The sequence below is a fragment of the Pseudomonas sp. BSw22131 genome (assembly GCF_026810445.1).
Classification (GTDB): Bacteria; Pseudomonadota; Gammaproteobacteria; order Pseudomonadales; family Pseudomonadaceae; genus Aquipseudomonas; species Aquipseudomonas huanghezhanensis.
The window spans coordinates 5,613,506-5,625,000 of the sequence record NZ_CP113949.1 but is presented as its reverse complement, the minus strand read 5'-3'; the positions used below and the strand labels follow the sequence as shown (position 1 = coordinate 5,625,000).

General features: G+C 55.4%; 4 protein-coding genes, 3 rRNA genes and 4 pseudogenes. 3 read left to right on the top strand and 8 right to left on the bottom strand.

Annotated features, from left to right (window positions below):
- The first annotated feature begins 212 nt into the window (after window positions 1–212).
- From OYW20_RS25430 to rrf (OYW20_RS25420), 3 genes are all read left to right on the top strand, one after another.
- Window positions 213–3,099: ribosomal RNA gene (locus tag OYW20_RS25430) — 23S ribosomal RNA — on the top strand.
- A 165-nt stretch (window positions 3,100–3,264) separates the two neighbouring features.
- A 5S ribosomal RNA gene (gene rrf, locus OYW20_RS25425) occupies window positions 3,265–3,380 on the top strand.
- Window positions 3,381–3,487: 107 nt separating this feature from the next.
- Window positions 3,488–3,603, top strand: a 5S ribosomal RNA gene (gene rrf, locus OYW20_RS25420).
- 125 nt (window positions 3,604–3,728) lie between these two features.
- Here rrf (OYW20_RS25420) and OYW20_RS25415 read toward each other — a convergent pair.
- From OYW20_RS25415 to argH, 8 genes and pseudogenes are all read right to left on the bottom strand, one after another.
- On the bottom strand, window positions 3,729–4,475 hold the full coding sequence (locus OYW20_RS25415; RefSeq protein WP_268798607.1) for a GntR family transcriptional regulator: 747 nt from the start codon (window positions 4,473–4,475) through the stop codon (window positions 3,729–3,731).
- 199 nt (window positions 4,476–4,674) lie between these two features.
- On the bottom strand, window positions 4,675–5,679 hold the full coding sequence (locus OYW20_RS25410) for an aldo/keto reductase (RefSeq protein WP_268798606.1): 1,005 nt from the start codon (window positions 5,677–5,679) through the stop codon (window positions 4,675–4,677).
- A 140-nt stretch (window positions 5,680–5,819) separates the two neighbouring features.
- Window positions 5,820–6,608: an MFS transporter gene (locus OYW20_RS25405; protein WP_268798605.1), complete on the bottom strand. Its 789-nt coding sequence runs from the start codon at window positions 6,606–6,608 to the stop codon at window positions 5,820–5,822.
- Between the two features lie 8 nt (window positions 6,609–6,616).
- Window positions 6,617–7,438 carry an ABC transporter substrate-binding protein gene (locus OYW20_RS25400; protein ID WP_268798604.1) on the bottom strand — a complete coding sequence of 274 codons (822 nt, stop codon included), beginning with the start codon at window positions 7,436–7,438 and terminating at the stop codon, window positions 6,617–6,619.
- Window positions 7,439–7,460: 22 nt separating this feature from the next.
- Window positions 7,461–7,636 (bottom strand): annotated as a pseudogene (locus OYW20_RS25395) (ectoine/hydroxyectoine ABC transporter ATP-binding protein EhuA); the annotation flags it as partial.
- Window positions 7,637–7,648: 12 nt separating this feature from the next.
- A pseudogene (locus OYW20_RS25390) lies at window positions 7,649–9,196 on the bottom strand (IS3 family transposase).
- A gap of 32 nt (window positions 9,197–9,228) precedes the next feature.
- Window positions 9,229–9,885: pseudogene (locus OYW20_RS25385) on the bottom strand (ABC transporter permease subunit); the annotation flags it as partial.
- An 83-nt stretch (window positions 9,886–9,968) separates the two neighbouring features.
- A pseudogene (gene argH / locus OYW20_RS25380) lies at window positions 9,969–11,265 on the bottom strand (argininosuccinate lyase); the annotation flags it as partial.
- Between the last annotated feature and the right edge of the window lie 230 nt (window positions 11,266–11,495).

Genomic DNA, 11,495 nt, shown 5'->3' with positions numbered 1-11,495 from the left:
AGAGTTTAGAAATGAGCATTCCGCTGATGAGGCGGTGAATGTTGATTTCTAGTCTTTGATTAGATCGTTCTTTAAAAATTTGGGTATGTGATAGAAAGATAGACTGGATGGCACTTTCACTGGTGTTCATTCAGGCTAAGGTAAAGTTTGTGAAATGCAAACTTTCGGCGAATGTCGTCTTCACAGTATAACCAGATTGCTTGGGGTTATATGGTCAAGTGAAGAAGCGCATACGGTGGATGCCTTGGCAGTCAGAGGCGATGAAAGACGTGGTAGCCTGCGAAAAGCTTCGGGGAGTCGGCAAACAGACTGTGATCCGGAGATGTCTGAATGGGGGAACCCAGCCATCATAAGATGGTTACCTTACACTGAATACATAGGTGTATGGAGCGAACCAGGGGAACTGAAACATCTAAGTACCCTGAGGAAAAGAAATCAACCGAGATTCCCTTAGTAGTGGCGAGCGAACGGGGACCAGCCCTTAAGTTGTATTGAGATTAGCGGAACGCTCTGGAAAGTGCGGCCATAGTGGGTGATAGCCCTGTACGCGAAAATCTCTTTGCAATGAAATCGAGTAGGACGGGGCACGAGAAACCTTGTCTGAACATGGGGGGACCATCCTCCAAGGCTAAATACTACTGACTGACCGATAGTGAACCAGTACCGTGAGGGAAAGGCGAAAAGAACCCGGAGAGGGGAGTGAAATAGATCCTGAAACCGTATGCGTACAAGCAGTGGGAGCCCACTTTGTTGGGTGACTGCGTACCTTTTGTATAATGGGTCAGCGACTTATTTTCAGTGGCGAGCTTAACCGAATAGGGGAGGCGTAGCGAAAGCGAGTCTTAATAGGGCGTCTAGTCGCTGGGAATAGACCCGAAACCGGGCGATCTATCCATGGGCAGGTTGAAGGTTGGGTAACACTAACTGGAGGACCGAACCGACTACCGTTGAAAAGTTAGCGGATGACCTGTGGATCGGAGTGAAAGGCTAATCAAGCTCGGAGATAGCTGGTTCTCCTCGAAAGCTATTTAGGTAGCGCCTCATGTATCACTGTAGGGGGTAGAGCACTGTTTCGGCTAGGGGTCATCCCGACTTACCAAACCGATGCAAACTCCGAATACCTACAAGTGCCGAGCATGGGAGACACACGGCGGGTGCTAACGTCCGTCGTGAAAAGGGAAACAACCCAGACCGTCAGCTAAGGTCCAAAGTCATGGTTAAGTGGGAAACGATGTGGGAAGGCTTAGACAGCTAGGAGGTTGGCTTAGAAGCAGCCACCCTTTAAAGAAAGCGTAATAGCTCACTAGTCGAGTCGGCCTGCGCGGAAGATGTAACGGGGCTCAAACCATGCACCGAAGCTACGGGTATCATCTTATGATGATGCGGTAGAGGAGCGTTCTGTAAGCCTGTGAAGGTGAGTTGAGAAGCTTGCTGGAGGTATCAGAAGTGCGAATGCTGACATGAGTAACGACAATGGGTGTGAAAAACCCACGCCGAAAGACCAAGGTTTCCTGCGCAACGTTAATCGACGCAGGGTTAGTCGGTCCCTAAGGCGAGGCTGAAAAGCGTAGTCGATGGAAAACAGGTTAATATTCCTGTACTTCTGGTTATTGCGATGGAGGGACGGAGAAGGCTAGGCCAGCCTGGCGTTGGTTGTCCAGGTTTAAGGTGGTAGGCTGGAATCTTAGGTAAATCCGGGATTCTAAGGCCGAGAGCTGATGACGAGTGTCCCTAGGACACGAAGTGGTTGATGCCATGCTTCCAAGAAAAGCTTCTAAGCTTCAGGTAACCAGGAACCGTACCCCAAACCGACACAGGTGGTTGGGTAGAGAATACCAAGGCGCTTGAGAGAACTCGGGTGAAGGAACTAGGCAAAATGGCACCGTAACTTCGGGAGAAGGTGCGCCGGTGAGGGTGAAGGACTTGCTCCGTAAGCTCATGCCGGTCGAAGATACCAGGCCGCTGCGACTGTTTATTAAAAACACAGCACTCTGCAAACACGAAAGTGGACGTATAGGGTGTGACGCCTGCCCGGTGCCGGAAGGTTAATTGATGGGGTTAGCTAACGCGAAGCTCTTGATCGAAGCCCCGGTAAACGGCGGCCGTAACTATAACGGTCCTAAGGTAGCGAAATTCCTTGTCGGGTAAGTTCCGACCTGCACGAATGGCGTAACGATGGCGGCGCTGTCTCCACCCGAGACTCAGTGAAATTGAAATCGCTGTGAAGATGCAGTGTATCCGCGGCTAGACGGAAAGACCCCGTGAACCTTTACTATAGCTTTGCACTGGACTTTGAATTTGCTTGTGTAGGATAGGTGGGAGGCTTTGAAGCGTGGACGCCAGTTCGCGTGGAGCCAACCTTGAAATACCACCCTGGCAACTTTGAGGTTCTAACTCAGGTCCGTTATCCGGATCGAGGACAGTGTATGGTGGGTAGTTTGACTGGGGCGGTCTCCTCCTAAAGAGTAACGGAGGAGTACGAAGGTGCGCTCAGACCGGTCGGAAATCGGTCGTAGAGTATAAAGGCAAAAGCGCGCTTGACTGCGAGACAGACACGTCGAGCAGGTACGAAAGTAGGTCTTAGTGATCCGGTGGTTCTGTATGGAAGGGCCATCGCTCAACGGATAAAAGGTACTCCGGGGATAACAGGCTGATACCGCCCAAGAGTTCATATCGACGGCGGTGTTTGGCACCTCGATGTCGGCTCATCACATCCTGGGGCTGAAGCCGGTCCCAAGGGTATGGCTGTTCGCCATTTAAAGTGGTACGCGAGCTGGGTTTAGAACGTCGTGAGACAGTTCGGTCCCTATCTGCCGTGGACGTTTGAGATTTGAGAGGGGCTGCTCCTAGTACGAGAGGACCGGAGTGGACGAACCTCTGGTGTTCCGGTTGTCACGCCAGTGGCATTGCCGGGTAGCTATGTTCGGAAAAGATAACCGCTGAAAGCATCTAAGCGGGAAACTTGCCTCAAGATGAGATCTCACTGGAACCTTGAGTTCCCTGAAGGGCCGTCGAAGACTACGACGTTGATAGGTTGGGTGTGTAAGCGCTGTGAGGCGTTGAGCTAACCAATACTAATTGCCCGTGAGGCTTGACCATATAACACCCAAGCAATCTAGCGACCCGAGAGGGCACAGATTGCGGTGACTGTGAAGATGACAGACGCTGAAAGTTTGCAGTACACGAACCAAACTACCTGATCACATACCCGATTTGCCGAAGCGAGGCCCTGGCGACAGGTGCAGCGATTTGGTACCCGAATTTCTTGACGACCATAGAGCATTGGAACCACCTGATCCCATCCCGAACTCAGCAGTGAAACGATGCATCGCCGATGGTAGTGTGGGGTTTCCCCATGTGAGAGTAGGTCATCGTCAAGATTAAATTCCGAAACCCCATCTGCTTACGCAGATGGGGTTTTGTTTTAGTGAAAGCTTAAGAAAATTTCGCTGACACGTCGCTTGACGACGAATCAGCAACTGAATTTCTTGACGACCATAGAGCGCTGGAACCACCTGATCCCATCCCGAACTCAGCAGTGAAACGGTGCATCGCCGATGGTAGTGTGGGGTTTCCCCATGTGAGAGTAGGTCATCGTCAAGATTAAATTCCGAAACCCCTGTCTACCCACGTAGACAGGGGTTTTGTTGTTCTGGCTTGCGATAAACCCGCCACCCATTCAAGCATCCTGGCTGTTGCATGGATCGGGTAAGCCGTCGACGTACAAGTTACGGCTGGGTAGCGCTGTGCTTGCTACGTGATGTCGCTGATTTAGAAAGTTCGACTGGACGACTTTTCAAGTAAGTGTTGATCGCCTCAACCCCTCGATTGAGGTGGTGCTCAAGCGCTGCAACGGTAGCGTCCACAGATCTGGCTTCAGCTAGCTCTAATAGCTCCCAGTGATCACGCTGAGACAACTTACCCAAACCCATGGCTGACAGGTTGAAGCGTAAAAACCGCTCTTCCTCATTCAAGCCGTCTTCTACAAGCTTAAGCAGTCGTTTGTTAGGTGCCTTGGAATAAAGCGCCATATGAAACATGCGGTTTAGCGTGCCCATGACTGCATAATCGACTTCAATTTCCAGCTTCTCGATGCACAGCCGTGCGATGGAGATATCGTCGTCTGTCAGCAATGGAATGGATTGGCGCAACGCTTCGGACTCCAGCAGGATACGCAGCGAGTAAGCGTCAGTGGCGTCCTCACCAATCAATGGCGCAACCACAGCGCCTTTGTGGGTCTCTACACGTAACAGCGACTGAGCCTCAAGCTGACGTAGCGCTTCACGCACTGGCATACGACTCACACCGAACAGCGTTGCCAATTCCTGCTGACGCAATGCAATACCTGCAGGCAGCCGACCATCTAAAATCGCGTTACGTACCTTGGCCTCAATAACGGCCCGTGCCAAATGTGCGGGCGGTTGCTCGTCACCGAGGATATCCCGCAGAAATTGCTGCTTGTCGGTTCTGCCCATTGCCTACTTCTTATTTGGCCGAATATTGGATCCAGTGCAACACTAGAATCAGCCTGAAAGCTTGTCAACTGTGTACCTGCGGCTGCGCAACGGCACAAGGCCGCCGCTTCCGGGGCAGCTTATCGTTGAGCGATGGCTACAAAATGCAGCAACCACGCTCGCACTATCTCCAAGGCCTTCACTCTGGGCGAAACGCACTTTACAGATAGCGCCCGGTCACAAAATGCTGCACATCATTGAAGCCTGGCGTCGACGCATGTCCAGGCGTTACCAAGGAGTCGATGAATGCTTCATCCTCGGTTGTGATCTCCACACTCAAAGCCTTGGTGTAGCTATCCCACTGCGCTTCGGTGCGAGGGCCGACAATGGCGGAAGTCACGGCCTTGTTGTTGAGCACCCAGGCAATAGCAAATTCGACAATGCCCACGCCTTTGTCCTGCGTGTACTGCTGAATTTTCTGAGCGATGCGCAGCGATTCAACGCGCCATTCGGTTTCCAGGATGCGCTTGTCCTGACGGCCAGCTCGCGTGCTGCTGTCTGGAGTCACGTCCGGTGCATATTTGCCACTGAGCACGCCTCTGGCCAGCGGGCTGTATGGCACTACACCAAGTCCATAGAACTGTGCGGCGGTAATCTGCTCAAGCTCGGCCTGGCGGTTGACGATGTTGTACAAGGGCTGGCTGATGACCGGTTTGTCCACACCCAGGCGCTGCGCGACGCTCACCACCTCGGCAATGCGCCAGCCGCGAAAATTGGACACACCCCAGTAACGAATCTTGCCCTGACGAATCAAGTCACCGATGGCCGAAACCGTCACCTCCAGTGGGGTGCTGTGGTCTTCCTTGTGCAGGTAATAGATATCGATGTAGTCCGTATCCAGACGCCGCAAACTCGATTCAAGCTCAGTGAAGATGTGTTTGCGGTTAAGTCCACTGGTGTTCGGCGCTGTATTGCCGGAGCTGCTGCCCACCTTGGTTGCCAGCACCCACTCGCTGCGGCGTGAGGCAATGCCTTCACCGACGATTTCTTCCGAGCGCCCGCCGTTATAGACGTTCGCGGTGTCGATGAAGTTGACGCCCTGATCCCAAGCCTTGTCGATGATGCGCAGCGATTCTTCAGTGCTGGTCTGCACACCGAACATCATTGAGCCCAGGGTCAGCGTCGAAACCTTGAGGCCGGATTGGCCGAGAATACGGTGAGTCATGCTCGATATCCTTTTCGTGAAAGAAGTGGAAATCAGGGCGGTCCGGTCAGGTATGTAGCGCACATCTGAAAACCTGTCAGACCGACGTCTCTAGGCCGGACATACTCGCCTGTTTGCAGCAGATTTGAAAAGTGACAAATTCATGGCCCAGCGATCGTGTTCACTCGACGCCCACTCAAAAAACACAGCGTCCGGCCCATCGCAGTCAGCCCGGCCAATACGTAAAACATCGTCGGTGTCGGCGTGTTAATCAGCAGATAGCCACAGATCACCGGGCTCATTGCGCCGCCAGATGCCGCGAGATTCTGCGCCCCCAAGTAACTGCCACGCAGGTGGTCCGGGGCGAGGGTGTCGACGAACAGGTATTCGGCGGGGTAGATGATCATTTCTCCCCGCGTGAATACAAACATCGCCACCCACCAGGCCACGGTGCTTTGCGCAAGACTAAAGCCAACCAGCCCGATGACGAACAGTGCGCTCCCCAGGCAAACACAGTAGGGCAGCTGCTCACGCTTGAGAAAGCGGCCGATCTCGTACTGAATGAGGATGACAGTGATCGCGTTGCATGCCAGCACGGCGGAGAGAATCTTCAGCGCTTGCGCCGAAGCGGTTTCGGTGATGACAAGCGTAAGCGTGGTGAGGTAAACGTTCTGCGCGAAGGTCAGCAGCGTGAAAACCACGCCGCTGGACAGGATCGCCAGGTTCAGCAGTCTGCGCTTCTCCAGGCGATCAATGATGTAGCCGCCGTAAAGCCCCAGCAGCGTTGCAAGAAACACCGCAACGCCCACCAGCAGAACAATGTCCTGCTGGTCCAGCCCCAGCTTCGTGCTTAGGAACAGTGTTAACACCGCACTGGTCATCGCCCGACTCATGACGATGGTCAACGAGCAGACCATCAGACGGCGGATGACGAGGGAATAAGTGGCCACTGCTCGAGTCACTTACCCTGATTGGTCTCGATTCTAGTAACAGCGCCCTGTTCCAGGTTCCACTTTTTCAGGATTTGCCCGTAGGTGCCGTCGTCGACCATGCTTTGCATCGCGTCAACAATGGCGGCAGCCAGCTCCGGATTGGACTTGCTCACGCCCAGGCCGGTGAACTGCTTGGAGATCGCCAGGCCAATTGGCTTGTAGGCATCTTTTTCCTGCGTCATCAGGTAAGGGATCGTTTCGCTGCCCTGCATCGCAGCGTCGAGACGGCCTTGGCGCAGTTGCGCGCGTGCGTCCGCCGAGCCTTCGGAACCGATCACTTCGATAGCCGGTTTACCCGCTGCCTCGCAGTTTGCCTTGCTCCACGCGGCGATTTCCGCAGGCCAGTTCGTGCGGCGGCTGGTGCCTACCTTTTTGCCGCACAGGTCCGTCCACTCGTTGAGCCCGGTGTTTTTGGTGAGTGTGTAGAGCTGTGGTCCGCTGGTGAAGTAGTCGACAAATGTCACCGATTTCTGCGGCTCGGCCGTGTCCGTCATGCCCGACAAAATGATGTCGAAGCGCTTGGTCACCAAGCCGCTGACCATTTGCTCGAAAGCCGTTTCCTGCCATTTGATCTTCACGTCCAAGCGTTCAGCCAGCGCGTTGCCCAAGTCCACGTCGACACCGGTCAGGGTGTTGGTGGCCGGGTCCTTGAAGTCCATCGGCGGATAATTGGGCACGATGGCGGCATGGATTTCGCCTTTCGCTTTCAGGCTTTCCGGAATCGCAGCGAAAACCGAGGCAGATGCCATCAGGCCGACAAGCATCGTTGGGATAATGAGTTTTTTCATGGTCGTTCTCTTTGGTTTTCGTTTAGGTGCAAACGGCAGAAATGAAGCTTTGAGTTCTTGGGTTTTGTGGACTTATTAGAATGTCTTACGGGCTGTGCCGGCCTCCACAATCTGGCCGCCGTCCATGAACACCATGGGGTTGGAAACTTCGCGCGCGAAGCCCGGCTCATGGGCGGCGTTTTTCAAGGTAGTTGTCGCGTCACCGTCTAACTATGCTGCTCTTTTCTCGACCTGTTGCTCTCGATCCGGATTCAGCAGCACGGTGCCAATCGGCTTCCAGTTACGCGTCCGACCTGACCAACGCTCCGGTTTGTTTTCCTTCGCTCGTTCGTACAGCTCATGTCGCTGGGCCAAGACCTGATGATCCAGTCCTCGATGCCGCTCAGCCGGTGTGACGAACCGGATGCGGCTATGTCGGTGCTCGTTGTTGTACCAGCGCATAAAACCCCTCACCCAAGCCCGAGCAGCATCCAAACTGGCAAAACCATCCTGCGGCCATTGCGGGCAGTATTTCAGGGTTCTAAACAGCGACTCCGAGTACGGATTGTCGTTGCTGACACGCGGTCGGCCACGTGACGGTGATGCCCAGGTCGTACATTTTGCTCAGCAGTGTCACCGACTTCATCGGTGCACCGTTGTCCGAGTGCAGCACCAGCGGTTCGCGTAAACACTGCTCGCCTATCACGCTGCGTTGCAGCAGTGCGGCGGCTTTCTCGCCGCTCTCCACGTCGTAGACCTCCCAGCCCACGGCCTTGCGGCTGTAAATATCCTCGATCAATAGAGGTAGTAATACTTGCCGCGTACCGGCGACGGCAGATACGTGATGTCCCACGACCACACCTGATTGGGTGCGTTGGCTGCGTGTGTTGTCGGTGCTGCGTGTCTTCTGGGCCGCAGGCTACGGCCTCGATGTTGCTGCTGGCCCGCTGCGCGCAAGACGCGATAAAACGTCGACTCCGACGCCAGATAACAGGCTTGGTCGGCCAGTCGCGGCACGATCTGGCTTGGCGGCAAGTGGGCATACTGCGGGCTGTTACACAGCGTCACAATGGCCTGTCGCTCTGCCTCGGTCAGCGCATTTCGTGGCGTTGGCCGTGTGACCGTCGTACGGGCGTCGGTCTGGATAGCGTCTGTTTGAGTCCACCGTTGCAAGGTGCGCAGCGACAGACCAACTTCCCGACAGGCCCTGATTTTTCTGGCTCCCGCCGCGACCGCTTCGCCCAGCCAGGCCACGAGTAACTGCCGCTCTGGCAGAGACGTTAGTTGGCCTCGTCGTCGGTCGCCCAGTAGTCGTTGAGCTTTTTTCGCAGCACCAATAACGCGGCTGTTTCAGCGAGCGCCTTGTCTTTGCGGCGCAGTTCGCGCTCAAGTTCCTGGATGCGTTTCTTGTCTTTGCGCGCCTGGTCTCGTTCTTCTTTTTGCAGGGCCTTTTCCGATTTCTGGCCGGTGATGAAGGCTTGTCGCCAGGCCGTGATTTGCTCGGGTAAAGGCCTTGCGGCGGCAGTATTCACCCAGGTCGATCTCGGACAAACCGGCGGCTTCAAGCACGACAGCAAACTTGGTTTCGGCTGACCAGTTCTCGGTCAACGGCTTGTTTTCGGACACTGCACTTCCTTCAGAACTGAGCTGTTTGCGCCAGTTGGACAAAGACATTTCGCTGACCCCTTCGCGCCGGGAAACCTCGGCCATCGACAGGTTCAGCGGGTGAAGCAGCATCTTGAGTAATGCGGCTCTGCGTTCAGGTGAATAGTACGGCACGACCAGTCTCTTTCCGCCCCCGATATACTTTTTTAGGAAAAACCGGAGAGGCGACAACTATCCTGACACCGGGGGTGGGTCACAACGATCATGGTCAGGCCGCTGTGCGCGAGGTCACGCATCACCGTCACCACTGACAGGTACCAAGTCCCTGCCACAATCAGCAACTCCATGACTCGCGCGTTTGCGTAGTAGATGTTTTGCGCGTTGTGCAGCAGCTCGGAATACTGAATCACGCTCGCCAGGCTGGTCATTTTCACCATGCGGATGAACTCGTTGCTCACGGGTGGGATGATCACCCGCATTGCCTGCGGCAAGATGATCCGGCGTAACGCCTGCAAGCGGGTCATCCCAATGGATTTAGCTGCCTCGTACTGACCCGTATCCACCGACAGCAAACCTGCGCGTACTACCTCGGCGGTGTAGGCGCCCTGGTTGATACTCAGGCCGAGCAGTGCAGCCATGAACGGTGTCATCAGGCTCACGGTGTCTAGGGTGAACACGCCCGGGATGCCTATCACCGGGAACATCAGCGCCAGGTTGAACCACAGCAGCAGTTGCAGGATCAGCGGGGTGCCGCGAAACAGCCAGGTGTAGGTAATGGCGACATAGCGCAGGATCGGGTTCGCCGACATGCGCATGACGGCGATGATCACACCGATGATGACCCCCAGAATCATTGCCAGCAAACGCTCGGCCTGTGGCTGGTTGATGGTGTTTCTACGATAGCCTGTTCGCGGAACGGCCCCTCACATCAGTGGAAATAGGCGGTTCAGATACGAAATCCGTCGTAAGTCTCAGCCCGTTGGTGCTGTGCGGTCAGCGCAGTCTTCAAGCGACCGATCTGCTCACGAACTCGTTCTGGCGCGGTGCCGCCCCAACCACTTCGCGCTGCAATCGCCGGCTCCAGCGTCAGGCATTCGCGCACTTCGGGCGTCAACCGCACGTCAATTTCGGTCAGCATCGCTGGAGTGGCTTCCCACAGTTCAATGTCGTATTTCTCCCATAACTGGACGAGCGCGCCGGTAATCTCATGCGCTTCCTTGAACGGCACGCCGCGTACCGACAGCCAATCCGCTACTTCTGTGGCCAGCGTGAAGCCCAGTGGTGCCTGACGACGTAACTCCTCAACGTTGACCGTCATGGTCGCGACCATTCCGGCCATTGCTGGCAGCACCAGCAGCAAGGTATCGAAGCTATCAAGCACGCTGTTCTTGTCTTCACTGAGGTCCCGGTTGTACGAAAGCGGCAGGGACTCGAGCGTCGACAGCAGTCCGGTGAGATTACCGATCAGGCGCCCAGCCTTGCCGCGAGCCAGCTCAGCGATGTCCGGATTCTTCTTCTGCGGCATGATCGAGCTGCCAGTGGCGTAGGCATCGTCCAGGTACACCCAGCGAAACTGTCGCGAGGACCACAGGCAGAACTCTTCTGCCAAACGAGAGATATTCACGCCCAGCATGCTCGCCACGAACAGGAACTCCGCCGCATGATCGCGACTGGCCACAGCATCTATAGAGTTTTCGCATGGACCGGTGTAGCCCATTTCCCTTGCTGATTGTTCTGGCTGGCGTGCGATGGCGGAGCCCGCCAACGGCGACAACGCAGTGCGTACATCCCGGTCGACCAGGCGCTGCATATCACGCGGCATCGACTGCGCATGGGCAAGCAAATGATGGGCGAAAACGATCGGCGGTGCCTGTTGCAGGTGAGTGAAGCCTGGGCAGATGCTGTCGACGTGCTGCTCGGCTTGCGCCACAACAGCCTCCCGCAGCCCCAGCACTTGCGTGGTAATGAGCCGGGCGTGATCACGTAGAAACAGACGCAAGTCGTTGGCGGTCGGGTCGTTGCGTGAGCGGCCTGCGCAGCTTTCCGCCCAGTGCGGCGAGTCGCTCAGTCAGTACGCGCTCGATAAAGGTGTGCACGTCTTCATCGTCTTGCGTGGGGTGCAGCGTGCTTTTGCGAAAGTCTTCACCAATGCGGTTCAGCGCTTCGACCATGGCCAGCGTTTCGGCCGCGTCCAGCAAGCCGGCGCGCTGCAGTTAGTTGGCATGAGCACGGGAATTCGATACCCGCAAAACTGATCGGAGCGCGCGTCCTGCTCTTAACGAGCGGGCGGGCGTCATCAAGTATTTCGCTGACTTTGGAGGGCAGTTTCGAGTATCAAGTCCTGATCGAAGTATCAGGTTTTAATCATCTTTAAATCAGCGACTTGTCACTGATCGGGGTATGGAATGGAAGGTTGCCAATCGCCATTATCTGTGTTCATTATCGCGGCCCGGCGGTGTTTTTGTTGTGGGTC

Bases quoted from the DNA above. Each gene is read 5' to 3' on its own strand.
- OYW20_RS25415 (WP_268798607.1), bottom strand. From the start codon at position 4,475: ATGGGCAGAACCGACAAGCAGCAATTTCTGCGGGATATCCTCGGTGAC.
- OYW20_RS25410 (WP_268798606.1), bottom strand. From the start codon at position 5,679: ATGACTCACCGTATTCTCGGCCAATCCGGCCTCAAGGTTTCGACGCTG.
- OYW20_RS25400 (WP_268798604.1), bottom strand. From the start codon at position 7,438: ATGAAAAAACTCATTATCCCAACGATGCTTGTCGGCCTGATGGCATCT.